The organism is Staphylococcus sp. NWU MKU2 (assembly GCF_033283605.1).
GTDB classification, from domain to species: domain Bacteria; phylum Bacillota; class Bacilli; order Staphylococcales; family Staphylococcaceae; genus Staphylococcus; species Staphylococcus haemolyticus.
Window position 1 is genome coordinate 63,709 of record NZ_JAVSMH010000006.1, and the last position, 23,416, is coordinate 87,124.

At 32.3% G+C, this 23,416-nt stretch carries 20 protein-coding genes and 1 pseudogene; 9 read left to right on the plus strand and 12 right to left on the minus strand.

Features of this window, described 5'->3' with window-relative positions:
* Positions 1-281 precede the first annotated feature (281 nt).
* Both SBL15_RS09795 and SBL15_RS09800 read left to right on the plus strand, forming a co-directional pair.
* Complete coding sequence (locus tag SBL15_RS09795) at positions 282-755, plus strand: DUF1440 domain-containing protein (protein ID WP_107611534.1); 474 nt, start codon at positions 282-284, stop codon at positions 753-755.
* A gap of 55 nt (positions 756-810) precedes the next feature.
* The gene (locus tag SBL15_RS09800; protein ID WP_107613780.1) at positions 811-1,662 is read left to right on the plus strand and encodes an NAD-dependent epimerase/dehydratase family protein; all 852 of its coding nucleotides are present in this window, start codon (positions 811-813) and stop codon (positions 1,660-1,662) included.
* Positions 1,663-1,925: 263 nt separating this feature from the next.
* On the opposite strand, the gene yidC is transcribed toward SBL15_RS09800, so the two are convergent.
* Positions 1,926-2,759: a membrane protein insertase YidC gene (yidC, locus tag SBL15_RS09805; protein ID WP_037535712.1), complete on the minus strand. Its 834-nt coding sequence runs from the start codon at positions 2,757-2,759 to the stop codon at positions 1,926-1,928.
* Between the two features lie 98 nt (positions 2,760-2,857).
* Positions 2,858-4,351 carry a serine hydrolase domain-containing protein gene (locus SBL15_RS09810; RefSeq protein ID WP_107614423.1) on the minus strand — a complete coding sequence of 498 codons (1,494 nt, stop codon included), beginning with the start codon at positions 4,349-4,351 and terminating at the stop codon, positions 2,858-2,860.
* A gap of 278 nt (positions 4,352-4,629) precedes the next feature.
* Between SBL15_RS09810 and SBL15_RS09815 the strand changes: the two genes are divergently transcribed.
* Complete coding sequence (locus tag SBL15_RS09815; protein WP_317955874.1) at positions 4,630-6,456, plus strand: APC family permease; 1,827 nt, start codon at positions 4,630-4,632, stop codon at positions 6,454-6,456.
* Between the two features lie 60 nt (positions 6,457-6,516).
* Here the strand turns inward: SBL15_RS09815 and SBL15_RS09820 are convergent.
* Together SBL15_RS09820 and SBL15_RS09825 are read right to left on the minus strand one after the other, a co-directional pair.
* Positions 6,517-8,725, minus strand: a pseudogene (locus SBL15_RS09820) (cation:proton antiporter).
* A 339-nt stretch (positions 8,726-9,064) separates the two neighbouring features.
* On the minus strand, positions 9,065-10,465 hold the full coding sequence (locus tag SBL15_RS09825) for an amino acid permease (RefSeq protein ID WP_011274948.1): 1,401 nt from the start codon (positions 10,463-10,465) through the stop codon (positions 9,065-9,067).
* Positions 10,466-10,778: 313 nt separating this feature from the next.
* Here SBL15_RS09825 and SBL15_RS09830 point away from each other — a divergent pair, with 313 nt between their 5' ends.
* The gene (locus SBL15_RS09830) at positions 10,779-11,597 is read left to right on the plus strand and encodes a metallophosphoesterase (protein ID WP_107611537.1); all 819 of its coding nucleotides are present in this window, start codon (positions 10,779-10,781) and stop codon (positions 11,595-11,597) included.
* A 57-nt stretch (positions 11,598-11,654) separates the two neighbouring features.
* On the opposite strand, the gene SBL15_RS09835 is transcribed toward SBL15_RS09830, so the two are convergent.
* Positions 11,655-12,278, minus strand: a complete 624-nt coding sequence (locus SBL15_RS09835; protein ID WP_107611538.1) for a C39 family peptidase — start codon at positions 12,276-12,278, stop codon at positions 11,655-11,657.
* Between the two features lie 140 nt (positions 12,279-12,418).
* Here SBL15_RS09835 and SBL15_RS09840 point away from each other — a divergent pair, with 140 nt between their 5' ends.
* Positions 12,419-12,901 carry a GyrI-like domain-containing protein gene (locus tag SBL15_RS09840; protein WP_107611539.1) on the plus strand — a complete coding sequence of 161 codons (483 nt, stop codon included), beginning with the start codon at positions 12,419-12,421 and terminating at the stop codon, positions 12,899-12,901.
* Positions 12,902-13,012: 111 nt separating this feature from the next.
* On the opposite strand, the gene SBL15_RS09845 is transcribed toward SBL15_RS09840, so the two are convergent.
* The 5 genes from SBL15_RS09845 to SBL15_RS09865 form a co-directional block, all read right to left on the minus strand.
* Positions 13,013-13,768 (minus strand): class I SAM-dependent methyltransferase, encoded by a 756-nt coding sequence (locus SBL15_RS09845; RefSeq protein ID WP_233641583.1) that lies wholly within the window; start codon positions 13,766-13,768, stop codon positions 13,013-13,015.
* A gap of 20 nt (positions 13,769-13,788) precedes the next feature.
* A complete protein-coding gene (gene scdA, locus SBL15_RS09850; protein ID WP_037535730.1) occupies positions 13,789-14,457 on the minus strand; it encodes an iron-sulfur cluster repair di-iron protein ScdA in 669 nt (222 codons plus the stop codon).
* A 273-nt stretch (positions 14,458-14,730) separates the two neighbouring features.
* Complete coding sequence (locus SBL15_RS09855; protein WP_053018404.1) at positions 14,731-15,930, minus strand: multidrug effflux MFS transporter; 1,200 nt, start codon at positions 15,928-15,930, stop codon at positions 14,731-14,733.
* 160 nt (positions 15,931-16,090) lie between these two features.
* The gene (locus SBL15_RS09860; protein ID WP_317955876.1) at positions 16,091-16,891 is read right to left on the minus strand and encodes a hypothetical protein; all 801 of its coding nucleotides are present in this window, start codon (positions 16,889-16,891) and stop codon (positions 16,091-16,093) included.
* 17 nt (positions 16,892-16,908) lie between these two features.
* Positions 16,909-18,054: a glycerate kinase gene (locus tag SBL15_RS09865; protein ID WP_107611541.1), complete on the minus strand. Its 1,146-nt coding sequence runs from the start codon at positions 18,052-18,054 to the stop codon at positions 16,909-16,911.
* A 146-nt stretch (positions 18,055-18,200) separates the two neighbouring features.
* Between SBL15_RS09865 and SBL15_RS09870 the strand changes: the two genes are divergently transcribed.
* The 3 genes from SBL15_RS09870 (at position 18,201) to SBL15_RS09880 (ending at position 21,167) form a co-directional block, all read left to right on the plus strand.
* On the plus strand, positions 18,201-19,673 hold the full coding sequence (locus SBL15_RS09870; protein ID WP_107611542.1) for a hypothetical protein: 1,473 nt from the start codon (positions 18,201-18,203) through the stop codon (positions 19,671-19,673).
* A 30-nt stretch (positions 19,674-19,703) separates the two neighbouring features.
* Entirely contained in the window at positions 19,704-20,084 is a 381-nt protein-coding gene (locus SBL15_RS09875; RefSeq protein ID WP_011274958.1) for a GtrA family protein, read from the plus strand.
* Positions 20,085-20,300: 216 nt separating this feature from the next.
* Complete coding sequence (locus tag SBL15_RS09880) at positions 20,301-21,167, plus strand: cation diffusion facilitator family transporter (protein ID WP_107612280.1); 867 nt, start codon at positions 20,301-20,303, stop codon at positions 21,165-21,167.
* Between the two features lie 152 nt (positions 21,168-21,319).
* Here the strand turns inward: SBL15_RS09880 and SBL15_RS09885 are convergent, their stop codons facing one another.
* Positions 21,320-21,898: a hypothetical protein gene (locus SBL15_RS09885; protein ID WP_107612279.1), complete on the minus strand. Its 579-nt coding sequence runs from the start codon at positions 21,896-21,898 to the stop codon at positions 21,320-21,322.
* A 430-nt stretch (positions 21,899-22,328) separates the two neighbouring features.
* Here SBL15_RS09885 and SBL15_RS09890 point away from each other — a divergent pair, with 430 nt between their 5' ends.
* Complete coding sequence (locus SBL15_RS09890; protein ID WP_011274961.1) at positions 22,329-23,015, plus strand: 2,3-diphosphoglycerate-dependent phosphoglycerate mutase; 687 nt, start codon at positions 22,329-22,331, stop codon at positions 23,013-23,015.
* 210 nt (positions 23,016-23,225) lie between these two features.
* Here the strand turns inward: SBL15_RS09890 and SBL15_RS09895 are convergent, their stop codons facing one another.
* Complete coding sequence (locus SBL15_RS09895; protein ID WP_107609856.1) at positions 23,226-23,339, minus strand: putative metal homeostasis protein; 114 nt, start codon at positions 23,337-23,339, stop codon at positions 23,226-23,228.
* Between the last annotated feature and the right edge of the window lie 77 nt (positions 23,340-23,416).

The following is a 23,416-nucleotide window of genomic DNA, read 5'->3' on the forward strand; positions in this document are numbered from 1 at the left end:
CCACTTAGAAGGTGTGAAGGGCATGTTTTCAACTAACATGCTAATACTAAGTATGTTAGTTGTGACTTAAGATTGAAATATGAAATCGACTTAATATATAGAAGGCTTGGAGTGAGATGTTGAATTCAAATTGAATTCGGTCTCGCTCTATTTTGAGTCGAATAATTATATCTTTGTGACTAAAAATGATACGCTAAATCCTTAATTTAATATGAATGATTTTAAATTTTTCATAAAAGGGTAGAAGAAAGTTAAGTGAATTTGAAGGAGCTGTTATTAGAATGAATCGTTCAACGAAACGTGTCATCATTACGAGTATTGTAGGTGGATTGCTAAGTGGTGCGGTTAAGATTGGTTGGGAAGCTATCGTTCCGCCTAGAACACCTGAACGTGAGAAAGAAACCCCTCCAATGACATTATTGAATCAGGTGGGATTACCAGATTCAATCAAAAAAGCAACCTATCACTATAATGGTAATGATATTCCAATAACGGTTATGGGTATTCATTATGGCTTCTCTGTAGCAAATGCTTTTGCATATGGCTTATTAGCTGAAAAATTCCCAAAAATCACTGCCTTGAAAGGATCATTATTTGGCGTTGCTATTCATATTGCATTTCATGAATATCTATTGCCAAAGTTGAAATTGACACCTCAGGTTAAAGACTTACCTTATGAAGAACGACTTTCAGAGTTATTCGGTCATATCGTTTGGATGAATACTATTGATATGATTAGAGATTCAAGTAAGTAGGTTAGATTGAGATATTCATTTTCAGAAAAAGAGAAATAGAAAGGTGAGTACAATAATGACTAAAATATTTATTACAGGCGCAACAGGATTAATCGGAACACGATTAACACAACGTTTGATTGAAGAAGGACACGAGGTTGCCGGATTTACTACATCTGAGAAAGGTAAAGAGAAATTAGAAGGACTAAACGCTAAAGCGTATATTGGCGATATCTTAAAAGCGGATACTATTGATGCAGCAATTGGTGACTTTCGTCCTGAAATTATCATTAATCAAATTACAGATTTAAAAAATGTTGATATGGCAGCAAACACAAAAGTGCGTATAGAGGGCGGTAAAAACCTAACTGATGCGGCACTTAAATATGATGTTAAAAAAGTAGTAGCTCAAAGTATTGGTTTCATGTATGAACCAGGAGAAGGACTTGCTACTGAAGAAACACCATTAGATAATCATTCAGATGGTGACAGAAAAATTACGGTAGATGGCGTGGTTGGACTTGAAAAAGAAACCGCTCGTATGGACCAATATGTTGTGTTACGTTTCGGTTGGTTATATGGACCAGGTACTTGGTATGGTAAAGACGGTATGATTTATAATCAATTTAAAGATGGAGAAGTAACATTATCAGATGGTGTCACATCATTCATTCATTTAGATGATGCTGTTGAAGTATCTATTCAAGCGATGAACTTTGATACTGGTATTTATAATGTTGCAGATGATGAGCCAGTAAAAGGATCAGACTTTGCAGCATGGTATTCAAAAGAAGTTGGTGTGGATCCTAAAGTCACTATCCAACCCGCACAACCATTTGAACGTGGCATTACCAATGACAAGTTTAAAGAACAAGGTGGTACACTAATCTACAACACATGGAAAGATGGTATGCATCCTTTAAAATAAGATTGTAGAAAAGAAATAAAGAGGCTGGGATATTATTCCTAGAGAAATAGCTAGTAAATGAGTCTTAAAAACTTCATTTGCTAGCTTCTTTATTTATAATACTTCGAATTATTGGCTCACTTTCTTAGGAGTTAGTCTCAGCCTGTAGTCTTCAGCTTGTCCTGTTCCCTTAAGAGTCTCGCCAAAATACTTAGTATTTTTTATTCTTATCCAAGAATTTAATATCCCAGTCTCTTTTTAGTAAGTTTTGCTCATTTTTTGAGTTAGTCATTGTGATTTGTAGACTTACTTCTACGCTGTTCTTCAATTTGTTGACGTAACTGATCTCCAGCAGCTTTGCCTACTTTTGCATAATGGCTATGTGCAAAATGCATTTGAATAATTAAAAACGTTGCACTTATCGCCCAGTATAAACTTAAGGCTGAAGCAGATTGTAATGATGCATAAATAATAAATAATGGAGATAATACCATCATGACATAGTATGTGCGTCTTTCTTCTTTTGGATAATGCATTGCATTGACCAAAGGTTGAATGAAGTAAAGTAAAGCTGCTATAAATGTCATGATTAAATCCGTATGCATTAAATTGAACCATAAAAAGTGAGGGTGCTCGATAATACCACCACTCGTTGGATATTTAATACAAGCGTATAAACCTAATAAAATAGGAATTTGGATTAATATTGGCAAAGTACCAACTAGGCTTTTGAATGGATTAATACCATAGTCGTTGTACTTTTTCATTAATAACTTATTAGCTGCAGTACGTTCTTCTTGTGTATCAGCATTCTTTAGTTTATCTTGTAGTTTCTCAATTTCCGGTTTAACTACCTGAGTTTTACCTCTCATAATGTGAATGTTTTTCACTTGGATAAACATTAGTGGCATTAGTACAAGACGTATGATAAGTACAATGACAATAATAGCTAATCCATAATTCTCATGGAATGTTCGACCTAAGAAGTGAAGTAACATATCCATTGGCTTAACAAATATAGTATAAAAGAACCCATGTTGATCTTCTTTATGAGAATAGTCACATCCACCCAATAATATGACAACACTCATTATGAATAAGGACCATTTTTTTCTCATTTATAATCTCCTATGTGCTTGAGGTCTTTAATAATCTTAGTCTTTAATATGTTTAGCTTAACATATTCGCATGATAAGCGTAGCGGTTAATCTCAATTTTATAACTTTGATTTATTTGTAACTGTAATAATTTTTAAAAGAGCCAAACCAAAAAGACTCGTTAATAAAGTGATGAAACCTAGTATAGTGACTTTAGCGGGTGCCGGTAACCAAGTCATAATAAATTGCCAATCAGAGCCATTTAGTAACAATGAAGGCAATAGATGTAGAAGGCCTAAAATTAAAATAAAGCCGATTGAAAGTATGAGTATTTGATATTTCGTGTTTTTATGTTGAACGCTTAATAGGATCGGTTGATGTCTAGTGATATGGCGATATAAGTAAATCAAAGTTATAGCAACCATGATCCAAATCACGATTGAACCTATAATAATCATAGTTTGATATTGGTTGATGTAGTATTGTACTGTATCAATATGCTGTCCTTGACTTAATTGCGTATTTAAATGTTTGGCAAGCGTTGGAACATGATTAGAATAAGCATTTGCGAGAACAACTATGCCATAGTCTTTCTTAGGATTCAAAATAATATAAGAAGAATAGTTCTCAAGCGTACCCGGATGATAGATAAGTGTTTCTTGATTATCTTTAGTGACAAACCAGCCTGTTGCATATTGAGAATCATCATCGTCATTTGTTTTAACTTTAGGTTTGTGTGTAGCTTCAACTAAAGATTTTAAATGTTTTGGGGGATGAAGTTGAAATTTTATCCAAGGTTCTAAGTCGTGTGTGCTAGCCATTAAATAGGCTGATGGGTTATCACCGATATTAAACTTTGGATTATCTGAGTATGCTTTATTATGTTGAATATCATACCCCTGAGCATCATCTCTGCCCTTTTTATTACTCTCTTTAGTAGAAATATGTTTCATATTTAAAGGTTTGAATATATGTTCACTCATATAAGATGAATAGGGAGAATGAGATACATTCTGAACAATTAAACCTAAAATATCGTAATTCATATTAGCATATTCGAACTGTTCTCCTGGTCGATGGTTCAGTGAACGACCATTAATACTGTTAACAATTCCATCTAGACTATCCGTCTTTTTTGTAATTTTATCATTGTTAGTGATATCTCCTGGAATACCACTAGTTTGAGTTATTAATTGATTAATAGTAATATCTACTTTTTTTCCTTTATATTTCATATGAAAGCTAGGTATGTATTTACTTATAGGGTCATTTAATTTGATTTTCCCTTCATTGACGAGTTGCATAATGGCATATCCCGTCATTGCTTTGGAATTAGAAGCAATTTCAAAGCGTGTATTGGAGGTTACTTTTTGTTTATTTTTAATGTTTGCATAGCCATAACCTTTATTTAGCAACATTTTATTATCTTTAATAATTAATACAGAGACGCCTGGAATGTGACCATCATTCATTTCGTTTTTAACTATGCTGTCCAAATAATTTTGAGAAGTAGGGCTCATCATTGAATAGTTGGGTTGCAATTTAATCATGATTGAACAAATAAATAAGATAATAACCAATAAGACTCCACTGAAAAGAAATGTCTTTTTCATTTTTAATCCTCTAATCATAAGATTTAAGTAGTGAACAATTTACACTGTTAACGACAATAGTATAGCAAGTTTTTTCATAAATTGCTCTTGTGTTTCTTTTGTGTTGCTATCTATTGATTTAAATTATTAATAATAGAAATTTTACAAATAAATATAACTGTAAAATGTAACTTTAATGGTAATAAATTACATTGAAATAGTGGGGGCATCTATACTTTTTATCAAAATGGGAGTATATTTTATCCATTGAATTTGAATATAAAGAGGTAAAGAGTATTATGTTCACTCAATTTAAAAGACTTTTAATTGGTAAACCTAAAAGAAATCGTGATTTGAAAAATGAAAAAATCAGTAATTTCAAGGCTTTAGCAATACTTTCTTCGGATGCATTGTCATCAGTAGCCTATGGTCCGGAGCAAATTTTGATTACACTCGCAGTCGTTGGTGCTATGGCGTCATGGTACACGTTACCAATTGCATGTGCAGTATTAGTACTGTTAGCAGCTTTAATCTTGTCATACCGCCAAGTCATTAATGCTTATCCTAAGGGTGGCGGGGCTTATATGGTTTCTAAGACTAACTTAGGAGAAAAATGGGGACTAGTAGCTGGTGGTTCATTACTTGTGGATTATATTTTAACTGTAGCGGTAAGTATCGCTTCTGGTGCAGATGCGTTTGTAGCTGCATTTCCGTCACTATATCATCACAAAGTATTGATTGCATGTTTACTAGTACTATTTATTTTAATAATGAATTTACGTGGATTGACAGAATCTGCTACAGTATTGTCTTATCCAGTGTATTTATTTATTATCGGGTTAATCATCATGATTATTGTGGGAGTATGGAAAGTTGCAACTGGCCAAGCTGAACCACATATGCACGCAACAGTGGGAACAGCTGTGCCTGGTGTTACGCTATTCCTACTATTAAAAGCATTCTCGTCTGGGGCATCATCTTTAACAGGCGTCGAAGCTATATCTAATGCGGTAACAAATTTCAAAGATCCTGGTCCGAAGAATGCTGTTAAAACATTAGTTACAATGGGTGGCATTCTTGCATTTCTATTAGTAGGCATTGTAGGTTTAGCCTATTGGTACGGAGTAATACCTGAGACTGAAACGACCGTATTGTCTCAATTAGCAATGAATATTCTAGGACACAATGCTGGTTATTATTTTGTTCAAGCCACAACAGTAATGATTTTAGTTTTAGCAGCAAATACAGGTTTTACCGCATTTCCAATGCTTGCCGCTAGCATGGCAAAAGATAAATATATGCCTCGTATGTTTAGTGTTCGAGGAGATCGCTTAGGTTATTCGAACTCTATCATTACTTTAGGTGTTGGGGCTATCTTGCTTATTATCATTTTTGATGGTAAAACTGAGAACTTAATTCCACTCTATGCTGTAGGTGTATTTATTCCGTTCACATTAGCACAATATGGCATGGTACTTAAATGGATTAGAGGCAGAGAGAAAGGGTGGTCACGTAAATTGATTGCCAACGCGATAGGTGGAACAATTACATTTATCGTATTTATGATCTTCTTGATCACTAAGTTTAGCCATGTATGGCCTATATTGATATTTTTACCTTTGATTGTGATTGTATTCCTACGTATCAAAGGTCATTATAAAGATATTGCTAAACAGTTGAAATCGACAGCGATGGTGCAAGATATGCCAATCGTTGATAAAAATTTAGCGATTGTTCCTGTAAGTACGATTACATCAGCCATTGATAAATCAGTGTATTATGCTCAAATGATTGCTGATGATGTTATAGCAGTACATGTTTCCTTTGGTGATGAAGCGGATAAATGCTTTGCTGAAAAATGGCAACGTCATTATCCAGATGTGCGTTTAGTCATCTTACATTCTGAATATCGTAGTGTCATCAGACCAATTTCAAGATTTATTGATAAGATCAATAAAAAAGCGAATGATAAAAATTATGTCATTACAGTTGTTGTGCCTCAGTTTATTACAAAAAAATCTTGGCATAATTTCTTACACAATCAAACGAGTATTAGATTAAAAATGCACTTGTTCTATCAAAAGAATGTTATTTTAGCAACTGTACCATTTAAATTACACAAATAAACTTATAGAAAAGCCCATAGATAATGCAAGGTTACATTATCTATGGGCTTTAGTTGATTTTTAGTGAGCGTTGCTTACTTCATGTGCTAGAACGATTTCATTGTAATTGATGTTTTCTCGTAATTGGGTTGCAACTTCATTAGTTACTTTATTTCGTGAAATTAATTCATCTAAAATAGTACGTTGGATGTATAATGCTTCCAATTTTACATCTTGTTGTTGCTGTGTAGTAAGTTCATATACTTCTTTGTTTTGATTTCTTTGTTGCTTTCTATTCTTATTGTGACGAATCGTACGAGATAGGTTGTGATATTGGTTAATAATTAAACTCACTTCTAAGACATTTGAACTATTTTGTTCTTGACGCATTTTCATAATAATATTGTGATTAACAACACGCATTAATTGTTGCACTTTGTTAAAACTATTTGCAAATTCTTCTCTTTGTGCCTTTTTATCGTCTTTTACTTTTTGACGTTCAGCTTTATATTCTTCACGCTTAGCTTTAATGTCCATTTTATTTTGTTCTGATGTAGCATGATGTTCTTCTTTTAATAATGCACGGTTTTCTTTATGAATGCGATGTGCCTCTTTTCGTGATTCTTTACGAGCTTTAAATCGTAAGCCGATCAATTTAAAGAAACGACTTATTTTTCTTAGAATAGACATTTCACGATAAGATTGACTGAATTCCATAATATTGCGATAGTCTGTTAAATCCTTCTTAGTAATTCTTTCTTTTTTCGATTAATCGCTCTAGTGTTCTTGTTTCTTCTTCTTCAGCTATTTCTTGAAGGCGACGTAATTCCTTCGTATTTTTATTGTCAGGTTCCATATTGATTAAGAATGATAACTCATTAAAATATTGATTTAATATTGGTCGATAATCCATACTTTTTTCTTCAGAGTTTTTCTTTTTAAAAGTATCAAGTACATGTTGAACCATGAATATTTTAGCTGATTGATAGGACATACCTTTAAATTCTGAGACCTTTTCAGATGGTGTGATAAATGGTAGAACAACTTGAGCGAGAATTAAGCTAGTTAATACCATAAATGAAGCGATGAATAATAGATCATTACGATATATAAACTCTTGGTTACCATCCATCATATATGGAAGTGTTAATGCCATTGATAAGGAAATGGTACCGTGTATCCCACACATCGTCATAATAAAGGCATAGTGATTACGCTTCGGTGGTCCAGCATCTTCTTCATCATCTAAATAGGATTGAACGTTGTTTGGATAATAAAAATCTTTAAATAATAAGTACACCCAAACAAACCTAAATACATAAATTGCTAGCGCAATTAATAGAGCGGTTGTAATTAAAAATACAATGTTTTGTGGTTCGTCATGAATAATTTCCATAACTACTTCGGGAACGATATATCCTAATACAACAAATACAAAGCCATTTAATGCATAACTTAGTGTATTCCATATTTGGTTATAGTTCATTTGTAATTCCGTTTGGGCACGAATTAAACGGTCGCGTTCTAAACCATGGATTAAACCAGCGACAACTACGGCAATAATTCCTGATGCGTGAAGCTCTTCGCCAATAAAATAAACGGCGAAAGGAGTAAGTAATTGAATGAATGTTAACGTATTACTATCTTTCATGCCTTTATTGGCAGTTAAATAAACTCTTAAAGTTACGACTAGTGCGCCAACAATGATACCAATTAACACACCTAAAATAGTTGAAATAATAAATTGGCCAATTGCATCAAACGCTGAAAAACTACCCGTTACAAGTGCAGTAACTGCAATTTTAAATGAAATGATACCTGCGGCGTCATTAAGTAACGATTCACCTTCAAGAATTGACATTGACCCTTTAGGTAATATCTTACCTTTAGTAATTGCGGAAACTGCGACTGCATCAGTAGGGCACAGAATTGCAGCAATTGCAAATGCGGCTGGCATTGGTAAATCAGCCCAAATCCAGTGAATAAAGAAACCTACACCAATAACGGTAGTAAATACAAGGGCCATTGCCATAAGAACAATCGGTTTACGATACTCAAGTAACTTTGTTCTAGAAATATGAGTGCCTTCCACAAATAGCAGAGGGGCGATAACAGCCATCATAAAGACTTCCGATTCAAATTCAAAGTGCATTGGAATAGGTAGCACAAATAAGCAGACACCCAATGCGATTTGAATAAAAGCAGTAGGAATTTTAGGGAACCTATTATAAATAATAGAACTAATAATAACTGCGAATATAAATAATAAAAATGCTTCTGATAGCTCCATGAATAACTCCTTTTTAAAATGAATATTAATAGTATACCATCTGACATGATAAGCTACCAAAAATGGCAACCTATTTAACAAAATATTTTATGATTATTATTTTATCTATTTACCATATTTAAGTGTCTATAAACGGATATATGAATTAAAGTGGTTATCAATTTAGAGTTGCTTGAGATGTTTAAAAGTGGAGTAGTTGAATAAAGTTTTATTATAGTGAGGACAGAGTTAAGATCATAAAAATATAAAAACTGAGAAAAGCTTGATTTAAGCATCTTCTCAGTTTTATTTGCTTTTATAAATTGAAAAATTTCGTTTATCAATTAATTAATGTGATGATTAATAATTAATTGAATTACGACCTTGACTACGAGTTCGTTCTGCTAAGTCTTCTGCATTAGACTTGTATTTTCTATAAAAGATGAACAAGAAGATAAACCAAATTGGTGAAATGAAAATGGCCGCTCTTGTATCTTCGCTAAAGAATAGTAGTACAAACACAAACGCGAAAAATGCGAGTACGACATAGGCTGTCTTAAGTCCACCAAAGAGTTTAAATTTATTCTTATGGTGTTCTTCTGGATTCTTTTTAACGAAAACAATATAAGAAATGATAATCATTGCCCACACTACTAAGAATAGGACAGTTGATAGTGTTGTAACATAAATAAATAATTTAATGGCATCAGGGAAAATAAAATTAAGCAATGCTGCTGCTAATAAGGTACCAGATGACACTAACATAGATAAGTATGGAACACTGCTACCATTTGTTTTGCTTAAAACTTTAGGTCCTAAACCTTGTTTAGCAAGTCCGAATAAAATACGACTATTAGAATAAATACCACTGTTTGTTGCTGATGCAGCCGCAGTTAATACTACAAAGTTTACTAGTCCGGCAGCGAATGGTAAGCCGATTAAACTAAACATTGTTACGAATGGACTACTATTTGAGTCTATTTTATTCCAAGGAATAACCGACATGATGACTAATAAACCACCGACGTAAAATAATAAGATACGTATAGGCACGTTATTAATTGCTTTAGGGATTACATTTCTAGGGTCTTTCGTCTCACCAGCAGTTACACCGATAAGTTCAATACCAATAAATGAATAAACTGCAATTTGGAATGCCATTAAGAATCCAAATGGTCCATTAGGGAAGATACCACCGTGATTAGTTAAGTTACTAAACGATGCATGACCATAAGATGTTTTAAATGAGAAGAATATCATGACAAGTCCCACGATAATCATCGCAATAATAGTAACAATCTTGATAATTGAGAACCAAAATTCCAATTCACCGAATAATCTTGCACCTAACATGTTAAAAGAGATTAACATTAATACTATGAACAAGACGGTGATCCAATGTGGAACTTGTGGGAACCAAAAACTAAAATATTGTCCCATTGCTGTTAAATCTGACATACTTGAAGCAATCCAAGCGAGCCAATATGTCCACCCAATGACAAATCCGGCAAAGGGACCTATGTATTCGTTCGCAATATCTACAAATGAATTAAAGCGTGTATTACTTAATAACAATTCTCCAAGTGCTCGCATGAATGCAAACATGACCATACCAATAATCATGTATGTTAGTAAAAGGGAAGGTCCTGTTAAAGCAATTGTTTGTCCTGAACCTAGGAATAATCCTGTACCAATTGCGCCCCCAATCGCAATTAATTGAATATGCCTGTTGTTTAGTTCTCTTTCCAACTGTCTAGCCATATACTTCCTCCTTAGAAAGCAATGATGCGATTTTTAATTTTTTTAGTTGTAAACGCTTTCTTTTTTATGTAAAAATTTTTTCTTTTAACAAAGTATAGCGTTTGTTCAATAGCTGTTAAATTTTAGATAAAAAGCGATTTTGATATTAATTGTTCACAAATTATGTAACTTTGCTAAAAGGTAATTTTATTATACTCTTTATTGTATAAAATATAAACAAATTTCTGAAAATTTAATAAACAGATTTATTTATTATTAATAATAACTATGACATAATGATTTCAATTCAAAACAAGTAAGAGGGAAGACATTAATGAAGATAGGTGCAATTTCAGATTTACATATCGATCGACATCCTAAACTAGAGCCACAAGCATATCTTGATGCTCTCGCCCATAATGTGGAACAAAGAAGTGTTGATTTATTATTAATTGCAGGAGATATGTCTAATCATTTTCAGCAAGGTTATCAATTTATTCAAGACTTAAAAGAAAAATGCAGTATACCAATCTTATTCGTACCTGGTAATCATGACTATTGGGCTTCAGAGGCATCACTCAGTTCAAAGCAAATTTATGAATTTTATGCTAGCAAGCCAGAATGTTTAATCGGAAAACCTTATATTATTAATAATAATTGGGCAATTGTTGGACATACAGCTTGGTATGATTATAGCTATGCGGATAGCAAATTTGATTTGGATCGAATTAAAAGAGGGAAATATTATGGTGCCACATGGCAAGATAAAGTGAAAATTGATTGGGATATTGATGATAGAGTGTTATCTAAAGAGGCAGCTAAACAAATACAAGAAGACTTAGAACAAGTGAAAGATAAACATGTTATTTTAATGACACACATTGTTACGCACCCTCAATTTATAGTACCTATGCCGCATCGCATTTTTGATTTCTTTAATGCTTATATTGGTACTAAGGACTTTGATGAGTTTTATTCAACCTATTCCATTCGTTATAGCATTATGGGGCATGTGCATTTTCGCAAAGTGATTAATGAAAATGGCATCACATATATTTGTCCCTGCTTAGGGTATCAACGACAATGGAGAACGAGTGATATTAATCAAGAAATCAATAACGCTTTAGTAACATTTGATATTAGTGATGAATAAAATAATGTGAGATTGGGAAGTATTTTAAATTATCGCAATCTCACTTAACAGTTACAATTAATCATTGGTGTTTACTTTAAGATAAATACATGTACGACCAGGAGCGTTAAAGCTACGTTCTAATTTCGACTTTGCAATTTTAATAATTTGAAAGCGATTAGGAACTATAGCAGGAAAGATAACAAATTTAAAAAAATGACTCCATAAGGGATCTATATAATAGTAATATTTATCATCATAACCAATTAATAGCGTAACATGAATGTTAGAAACGAGTTCTTTCTCATTATCATCAAATGTAAAGTGTTTTCGGAATGGTTTACGTCCTAAACTCGTGTGGTACATGATGACCGGTTGGCCTGAATCGATTACAGTCTCTAACGATGTTAGGTCAGTACCTGTGCCATCAACAATACGTGAATCAATTGTTTGTAAATATGGAACATAAGCATCTGGAAAGATGGTTTGATGATGACCCAATTTGACAAGTAAGTGATGACCCACATAACCTTTATAGGGATTATTAGGATGTTTGGGCCAATGTTTCATAATTTCAGTTGCTTTAATATTATGACCGTTATATTGAAGTAACATTGCTGCTGAAACACCTTCACAGCCCATGACCATTGGAATTGGAAATAATTGGCTAATTGGTTTGATTGATAATATCGTTCTTTTCATCCTTATTCTCCTTAAAGACGCTTTTATGATTTACATCACTTAATTTAAGTAAATTTATTATATACCTTAGTGGTCATCTCGTATATTAAAATGGATTTTGACTTTATTGATATAGAATAAATGAAAAAGGGGATATTTGAATGGCAATACAATATAAATTGGAACAGTTAAATCATGTTCAACTCATCGGTGTCTTAAGAAAGTATGAGAGTGGCGATGAGATGCAAAAAGATATACCGTCATTTTGGCAAAAAGTAAATAATGATGGGGTTGTAGATGATTTAATAGAACTTAGCAATCAAACATTATCAGGATTGTTAGGCGTCATTTTACAGAAAGAAGATAATCATTTCGAATATTTCATTGGTGTACCTTGTGATAATTCGAATAATAATAATTCGCACTTTAATACACTCGAATTATCAGCTCATAAGTATGTCGTTATAGATGCGAAAGGAAAAGTTCCCGAAGCGATTAAATCGATAATGCCTAAAATCTATCAAGAGTTCTTACCTCAAGCTAAATTTAAGACGATTAGAGCACCTATGTTTGAACATTATTTACCAGGAAATACCCAAAGTAGTGATTACATTACGGAAATTTGGAGTCCTATAGAAGATTAGACAAGAAATTGAGATAAAATAGGTACTACAAAATTAAAAAATACAGTAATTAAAAGAACTGAGGAGGCGCTCTTTTTAAGCACTTCTCAGTTCTTGTTATACTTTCACAATTTATTTTCTAACTGCATGAACGATATAATTCATATTCTTTTTATGCTTACGCATTGTTTTAAACATTTTGATAAACATTTTGCGATTAGTTGGTTTTAGAGCGTTTTTTATAATTTTTAACGTACCAAGGAGACCTTCATCTTGAATCATACCTATTGGAGTCATTAAAGATAGTGGACCTACTTTAGACTCAATATTTGAAAAACCAGCTTCTTGATAGAGTTGATACCAATCTTCAGGCGATAAAGGTGTGACTTTCATATTGATGGCGTTACTTAATTCATCAATGACCGTTGATGCCTCTTGTCTATTAATAATTGCAATATCATGTGTAAGTATAATGCCATTCGGTTTTAATACTCGATAATATTCATTTAGCACTTTTTCCTTAATCTGATAAGGCAACATTGTTAGCATCGCTTCATTTAAAATAATATCAAAACTCTGATCTTCAAAAGGTAATTTCATAGCATTGGCTTGCGTTAAATGAATAAGATTATCTAAATTGCGTTTCGAAACATTTTGTTTACCTTTTTCTAAAGCGGTTTTATTTAAGTCTACGCCCTCAATGTGGCAATTATATTTTTGAGCTAATTCAATAGACGTTGTACACATATTACAAGCTACTTCTAAAACACGTTTATCACTGGAGAAGTGTCCTTTATTTATAAGCCAATTTGTTGCTAACACACCACCTGGACGTAAACGTTTCTTTCCTAATTGTGCTAAAAATGTATGGCCGGCTATTTTAGTCACCATAGTCAACACTTCCTGTTCTAACTAAATTTGTTAAAGAGTACGTGATTTTCTAAATGTACATGTTCATGCGTTTCACGTTCTAAATTCTCTAGACGATGATATACTAATCTCCAAGTTTGGCAAGCTTCACTAGGAGGTTGATATTGGTTAGTTAATTCACGCATATCTTCAAGTAATTGTCCTGTTTGAGTGTGGTCGTCAACTAAGCTTTGAATGATATCAGATGAATGATCTACTTGTTCACCACGAGAAAGTTTAATTAACGCTGGGAAATCATGTTCATCTTCTTGAGCCATATGCTCAAGCATACCATCTCGATATTGACGATATAAATCTTGTAACTGAATTAGAAATGGATGGTTTGGTCCATGAACTTTAGCCACTTTTGTAACATAAGGGGATAGATTCTTAAATTCTTCTCGCATTGTTTCGTGATAGCGAGATTGTATATATTGAATTAATGACGGCGCATCTAGATATTTCACATTAATGTTTCCTTGATCATGGTTTGGAAGTTCATTAATCTCATCTATTAAAGTTTCTGCATCAACTTTTTTATTTTTAACTGCCTCATTTATAGATATATTACCACCGCAACAAAAGTCGATGCCATATTTTCTAAATATATCAGCACTTAGTGGGATATCAGTAACAATTTCTGCAACGATAGATTCATTTGTAATCATTAAAACTCCTCCTTTATTTACTCTCATTATAACCGTTAATAATGATTATCAATTAGAAAAAATATAGCTGTCACCTATTTGTTGGAAAGTTATTAAAATATTGTGAACGAGTAACTTGGATTTTAAATTAGTGGACTCATTTTTAAATGAAATGCAAAAAACTGAGAAAAGCTCGATATGAGCATCTTCTCAGTTTAGTCGACTACTGCATGATTTTATGTAGCATTTTAATCCTTTATCTTAATCTTCTAGTTATATTGAATAAAAGATTTATTATGCTGGTTTACGATGATTTCTAAAATAAATCACTTGTAGTGTTATTAAAATGACTGCTGTTATCATAATAACGAAAATATATGGGGTTGCGTCATATTGTCCTTTGAGTCCTACAATAGGAGAGATAATACCACCAAGTATAAATTGGAATAGTCCTAATAAACTAGACGCATTACCACTACCACCAGTACGTTCTTCCATTGCCATTGAAAAACCAAGTGGCCCAATAGACGTAACAGGACATACATTTAAGAAAAATGCGATAAGTAAAATCCATAAGGGACCATGAACTGCAAGTGTAATCACAATTAAAATGACACCTACAACTTGAATTAAGGTTAAATAAATCATAAGTTTGAAACGATTAATATAAGCTACAAGAAGTGCAACGATCTGACTCACGATAATTAAACCGACACCATTAACAGCGACCATGATACTGAATTGTTGAGGTGTCATATTATAAATTTTTTGCGTGATAAATGGAGAAGCGGATGAAAAGCTAAATAACATTACATACGTTAACCCCTGTAGCAACATTGGAATAATGAATCGTGGTTTTTTCATTAGACTACCGAAATCTAATAAAATGTCTTTAAAGTTAAGTGATTTGTGTTCCGATTTATGTGTCTTAGGCATCATTGTAGCGACGCCTAATAGTACTAATAGACTTATAAATGTTAGGATGATGAATACAATTCTCCATGATCCAAGTGTTAATGATAGTCCACCGAGTAATGGCATGATGATAGTAACAATACCATTCACGACCATTAGTGATGCTAGAAATTTTGCTAATAAATCGCCCTCGTATCTATCTCCAGCAAAAGCTTTGGCTATAACGATAATACCACCGGCTGTAAACCCTTGGATAAAACGAATACATAAAAATAAAATTAGGTTAGTAGCGAATACGCCACTAAGTGTAGCTAAGAAAAATATACATAATATGATAAGACCCATTCTTTTACGACCATATGCATCAGATAATGGGCCAAATAGGAATTGGCCAAGTGCTAAACCTATCATTGCAAATGATAATGTAAGTTGTATTTCAGATGTTGATGACCTAAATTGATGTTGTGCTTCAGGTAATGCGGGTAAATACATATCAATAATCATAGGTCCAAATGCAGTCATTACACCTAATACTATTAGAAGCAATAGGGGTAATTTTGTATGAGTTGAAGGTTGCATAATGTTTCTCCTTAAAAAGTTTGCAAACTACATTATAAAGGTTTTTTGTATATTTGTAATTTACAAAAATAAAAAAGTGACACAGAATTCATCGTGTCGCCTAATATAGGTTGATTGCCGTTCGAAAAGTTTTGAATATATGCTTTCTCAAACAGGCCAATTATTGTAAATTTGTATCACTTGAATTTCCAAGGATACTATTTAATTTCTCTTTAATTTCATCAAATTTTGTATTTACATCGTTGAGTAAATCATTAACTTTACTTTGGCTTTCGTTATTTTGTTGAGCATTATTAGCTTCTTTTAATTTATTGACTTGCTCTTGATAAAATTTAGTTAATTTAGAATCTTCACCAGTTTGTTCGCTATTTTTTAAGTTATTAACATCCTCTTGAATTTGTTTAATTCTTGAGTCAGTATCGACTTTATCCTTAATGTCATTTTTAGCATCTTCTACTTGTTGTTTGATATTATCACTTTGGTTTTGAACTTCATTTTTATAATCTTTAGAAACATTGTTGTCATTAGAAGCATTATTCGTTTGTTGGTTATCACTACTATTGTTATTAAGTATTGCTCTTGTGGCAAATACCGCTACGATAATCAACAATATTGCAATAATAGCAATTAGCCATTTTTTAGATTTCTTATTTTTTTCGTTCTCTTCTTCTAACTGTTGCTCGCGTCTAAAGTCACGATCGTTATAGTATCTATTACCATCTTCATCATATTCATCATTACGTCGGCGATAATCCTCACGATAATCATAATCATCTTGATATCGATGGTCATCATTACGATATCTCGGATCATCATCTCGATAACGTGAATTGTTACGATTGTATGCTTCTTGACTTTCGCGTCGCTCATGACGCGCACGTTCCTCTGCGCTTTGTCGGTTACGCTTGCGATATTGTTCATCATATTTGTAAGAATCTTTATATTTGTCTGTTCGTTTCATGATAGTCACCTCATATTTTAAATAGTTAGTTTTAATAGTCTTGCAATATTTTCAGCAGTATGTGTCATGTTTTGTTTAGCGTTATTTAATAATGATGGCAATGATTCTGGTTGCTCAATTAAACTAAATGCACTGTCAATGCCATGCTTATAAACATCTTGGTATCCTTCGCCAAGACTACCACAAATAGCTATAACAGGAACGTGATGTTCTTTTGCTGCTTTAGCTACTCCGATAGGTGTTTTACCAAAGACCGTTTGAGCATCCATCTTTCCTTCACCAGTTATAACAAGATCAGCATCCTGCACTCTTCTCGAAAAGTCAGTTTCTTTTAATACAATATCAATACCGTTAGAAAGTGACGCATTGAAGAATGCGAGGATACCTGCACCTAATCCACCGGCAGCACCAGCACCTGGAATATCTTTAACACTTATATTTAGTTCTCGTTCTATCATATCATGATAGGTTGTAAGTGCGGAATCCAACTTTGGTATCATCTTAACGTCAGCACCTTTTTGAGGACCATAGATTTCAGTTGCGCCATTAGCACCTAATAACGGGTTTGTCACATCACAAGCAACTTCAAATGTGACGTGCTTAAGTCTTTGATCTAAGTTTGAGATGTCAATTTTTGCTAGCTCAGATAAGTAGCCGCCACCGAGTTTTAAAGGTTGATTTTTAGAATCAAGAAATTGAGCGCCTAATGCACATAACATGCCACTACCGCCATCATTGGTAGCACTTCCTCCAATGCCTAAAATGATCTTAGTAACATGATGATCAAGCGCATCTAATATTATTTCTCCAACACCGTAAGTAGATGTAATAAGTGGATTACGTTCTTCATCTGTCAATAAATCTAGTCCTGATGATGCAGCCATTTCAATGATAGCTACTTGATTATCTTGGGAACGTGCATATGAAGCTTCAATGTTTCTATGCAATGGGTCATGAACTGGAATGGTGTACGTCTTTGCATTATGCGCTTCCTTTAAAGCATCTGTTGTACCTTCACCACCATCTGCCATTGGAATAATGTCATAGTGAATATCTTCATGAAATATTTTCTTGAAACCATCTTGTATTGCTAAACCAGCTTCTTTAGCTGACATGCTCTCTTTAAATGAATCAGTGGCAATGACTATTTTTCTAAGATTCATCTTAATAGACCTCCAATAGTTTATATATTTAAAATTAGTATAAAATAATGTTTGAATGTATAATTAATAAAAAAAGAATATAATATAATTAGTTGAGCCAAAACGAGTGCTAATTTAATTAACCTTATGACATAAAGGAGTTCGACATGCATAGACTTAAACATCATGAATTTTACATCTGGATGATTGGATTGATCCTATATTATGGCTATTTAGGCTACATTATCCCTTTACATAGTACAGATTGGTTTTGGGGTAGTGGCCACGGTATGCAAGTGGTCAGTAATGCTTTTAATAATTTTAATGGCAGATACATTAGCAATTTATTAGAATTTGCAAGTGTCCATTCTATATTACTTCGTACATTATCATTTGCGTTTATATCAATCTTTATCGTGGTACTTTTATTAAGATTATTGAATCAGTTTGGTGACACAAATTATTTAATATTAAGCACTGTTTTATTATTTATTATACCCAATTCCTTGTTTGCACAAAGCTATGGTAATTTTGAATTTTTTTATACATATGTTTTTGGCACATGTTTTTCTTTATATATCTTAAGTTTTATAATAAAAATATTACTTAATAAAGATGAATATAGTCGTATAGAAGTTTTTATATTTTGGCTAATATGTATATTGGGACAGTGGTTTGCTGAGCCTTTAGCTTTTTATAATGCCAGTATATTACTTGTAGGAATGATTTATTATGCCATACGCAATCATAAGCTTTACTATAGTCTAGTGCTTGGTTGGTTGCTTTCATTATGTGGTGCGATGGTGATGCTATTAAATGATAAATATATTTATATCTTTTCAAGTGTTGAGGCATTAAGAGGACACTTAGACATGCTTGGGTTAAACCATAAGTTCGAAATATCACTTCTAAAAGATATTCCAAGATCTCTCTTTTTTAATAATATTATTATTTTATCCTTAATAGTGATTATTCTAATGATATTGCTATTAAAAAGTAGCGCGTTCTTAACTTTACCTACAATAAAGCGAATCATTTTACAAATAGGTATTTGTATTTTGCCTATATATAAAATTTTTATATATGAACCTTTTAATTTGAAACAATTGTCAGAGACATTTACGTTTGAAGTCATTAATACTCTATTGTGTCTTATAATGATGATTAGCATTGCAATTTCATGTAAGTTAGTCATTCAATTACCATATAAACGATTGTTGGTTTTTATGTCACTTGTTTCTATTCCTATTAGCGTGTTACCGGTTATTTTAATTACTGAAGTTTCAGTTCGACAATTTTATTTAGCATATTTACTTTTTATAATTGTACTTATTAGTTTAATTTCAGAATTAGGCATTTTGACGTTGAACCATTATAATCTTTTAAAAAGTTGTATACTTATCTTTGCGATTATAAATATAATTATTTTCACTGATGTACATATGCGTAGTGAACAACGACTAGAAGATGTACAATCGCAAATTGATAGCAATAAGCGTCACATCACATTATCACATTTACCTTATGAAACTTATCTATTTGAAATTACACCATCAGATGAAGCGGATTTAACTAACTTCAAAGAGTTTCATCATATTTCAGAGAAATATTCGTTTAAAATATTGCCGTTTGAAAATTAAAAAGAAAAATGACGACAAAGGAGAAAGACGATGAAATTAAATCAAACCCACTTTGAGATTATAAAATTTATAATTGTGGGGGGGATTAATACCCTTAATTATTATATTGTGTATTTATTATTATTAAAATTATTTCACGTGAATTATATGATTAGTCATATTGCTGGTTTCTTAGTAAGTTTTGTTATTTCTTACTATTTAAATTGTTATTTCGTTTATAAAGTAAGACCAACGCTTAAGAAATTTTTAAGTTTTCCATTAACTCAAGTAATAAATATGGGTATGCAAACATTATTATTATATGTCTTTGTTAAGTGGTTTCAATTTCCATCTGAAATCGCACCATTTGCAGGTTTAATTATTACTATTCCAATTACATTTATTGTTTCAAAGTGGATTTTAAAGGATTAAATGACGTGCAACTTTAGACGATTTATTTTTATAATACGAAACTTCAAATGACTTTAAAGAGTGACAATTTTATAGCTTTAGCTAAAGTAAAATTTAGGTTTTGCTAAAAATTTAATTAGATTAATTATATGGATTTTATAGAAATCAAAAAACGTTGTCATTCATATTTTGATAGTACATACTATTGATATTAAAGCATTTAAGGTGGTTAACAAAATGTCTCAAAGTGAAAATCTTAAATTGGCACAAAGAGGGGCTTATTTAAGTTTAGTAGTATACATTATTTTATCTGTTTCTAAATATATTACTGGATTTGTTTTTGATTCAGCGGCTGTTAGAGCAGATGCTTTGAATAATATGACAGATATTATTGTATCTATAGCTGTTATTGTTGGATTGAAAATTTCAATAAAACCAGCAGATAAAAATCATCCTTATGGTCATTTGAAATCTGAAAATATTTCTACGTTGTTGGTTTCATTTATTATCATGTTCGTGGGTATTCAAGTTGTGATTGAAAATTCACCTAGAATATTTACAAATGAGCACAATACACCAAATGTAGTCACAATATTTGTAAGTTTAATAAGTGGGTTAATTATGATAGGTGTGTTTGCAATAAATCAGAGATTAGCTCAGAAAACGAAGAGTAGTTCGTTAAAGTCCGCTGCAAAAGATAACTTATCAGATGGATTAGTTAGTATGGGTACGGCAATTGGTCTAGTATTTACTCAATTTGGTTTACCTATTGTCGATGTTATTTTAGCAACGATTCTAGGATTTTTAATTATTTATACCGGGTTTGGTATTTTTAGAGAGTCAATTTTCGCACTTAGCGATGGATTCAATGAACAGGATCTTGAAGAATATCGTAATGTTGTATTGGAAGTGGATGACGTCAAAGATGTGAACAATCTTAAGGGACGCTACCATGGAAGTAGCATATTTTTAGATGTTACGATTGTTGTTGATGCACATTTGTCTCTTCAACAAGCACATGATATTTGTGATCGAGTGGAGAATCACTTACATAGTAAAGGTATATCATCAGTATATGTACATCCAGAACCGGATACTATGTAAAAGTAAGATGAATAGATTCTGAACAAAAGCATTGTTAATTTTAATGATTTTTTCTGAAAATAATGATTACGAATAAAGAAGCCAGTAAATGATGTTAATTTCATTTACTGGCTTTTCAAGTTATTTAAAAATAATCTAAGTTCTGTTAAATTTTACCACCAACCGTTAGATTCACGGAAACTAATTGCAGCTTCAATTGAACCATAACGTTCTTTAGCATACGAAATCATGCCTTTTGTTTGCGTTTCGACAGAGCCATAACCCCAAGATTGATTTGTCTGTCCTAAACCATGATATTGTCCATTAGACGCATTAGGGTCTCCACCTGATTCAGGTAAGACAATTTTCTCCCATAATTGTTCTGTTCCACCAGCTGCGATAAATTGTTTGTATACTGAAGATGTACTTTCACTAGATGAGCTTTCATTAGATGAATTGTCATCACTTGAAGTGTTACTAGATGAACTATTATCGGCTGTAGATTCGGTATTACTAGATGATGTATTAGTAGTAACATTAGTTGTATTAGCTTGTATAGTTGCAGCTGATGCTACATTAGTATGTTGACTCTGATGAGATGGTTGATTGTGTTGTAATTGTGTATGTTGATTATATTGACAAGATTGATTTTGTTGACCATGTGTCATTTCACTCGCATGTGCTTGACCTGATTCTAATCCTACGGCACCTAAAGATACCATTGTCATTAATGCAAAAATTGATTTCTTCATAATAAATAATCTCCTTTAGAAATTGGTTTTTTGTAAGTAATCTAAAATTGCAATTAAATTAAGTAAAGTCATAATTACTTATCTTTTAATATCCTTTTAGATTATGCATCCCAATATGTCTTGCTGTTGATTACGGTAGATTCACTATAACACCTCATTTAATGACATAGGTTACTACAATATCAAAAGATAGTATCAAAAATGAACTGAAGGTAACGAACATGACAAACTAACGTCATTTATGCCAAAAATGGCGTGAATTTAAGATATTATGAAATTTAACGAAATAGTTTTATAATAAATGTAATAGAAAAAGAGTAGATTACTTGTTGCAAAGCATAGGGAAGTAAATTTAGAGTTAGTGATTGGTTTTAAGGCATTTTAAACAAAATCATTCAATTAAAACTAACGTATAGGAAGGTGTTTTGATATGCCAAAATTAATATTATGTCGTCACGGTCAAAGTGAATGGAATGCTAAAAATTTATTTACAGGATGGGAAGATGTTCAACTATCTGAACAAGGACGAAATGAAGCAATTACTTCTGGACGTAAACTAAAAGAAAATGGCATTGAAATTGATGTGGCGTTTACTTCATTGTTAACAAGAGCATTAGAGACAACTCAATTTTTATTAGCTGAATCAGATCAAGAGTGGATTCCAGTGCATAAAAGTTGGCGTTTAAATGAGCGTCATTATGGTAAATTACAAGGTCTTAATAAAGATGAAGCGCGAAAAGAATTTGGTGAAGAACAAGTGCATCAATGGCGACGTTCATATGACGTTAAGCCACCAGCACAAACTGAAGAACAACGCGAATCATATTTAAAAGATCGTCGTTATAGACATTTAGATCATCGTATGATGCCTTATTCTGAAAGTTTAAAAACAACGTTAGAACGTGTGGTACCTATATGGACAGATAAGATTTCTCAACATCTATTAGATGGAGAAACAGTTCTAGTAGCTGCACACGGTAATTCAATCCGCGCATTAATTAAATATTTAGATAATGTATCTGATGAAGATATCATTGGCTATGAAATTAAAACTGGTGCACCACTTATTTATGAATTAGATGACAATTTAAATGTAATTGATCATTATTATTTATAATTATTAAATTAAAGGAGTGGGAGTGGGACAGAAATTAAAATAAATTCGCTGTCCCATCCCGGCAAGGATGACTAGGTTTGAAAAAGGCTTGATTTAAGCGAATTTTCAAATCAATCAACTACTGCCATTATGGTAAAAGAAGGCTGAGACATTTTATATAGTCCCAGCCTTCTTCTTTTTAGGAGTTATTTATGGAAGAAATAGATAACATTAAGCTGATTTACGATTACGTTTGTATTGTTTAATTATTTTTAATGCACGTTTGCGAGTTTTGATATTAGGACTATTCAAATTTCGACGTGCTGTTTGTAAATCTTGTTTCATATTTGATTCCTCCTTTTTAAAAAGCATAAAGGAAAGTAAGTTAAAAGTAAATAGTAATTATTACGATTTACAAAATA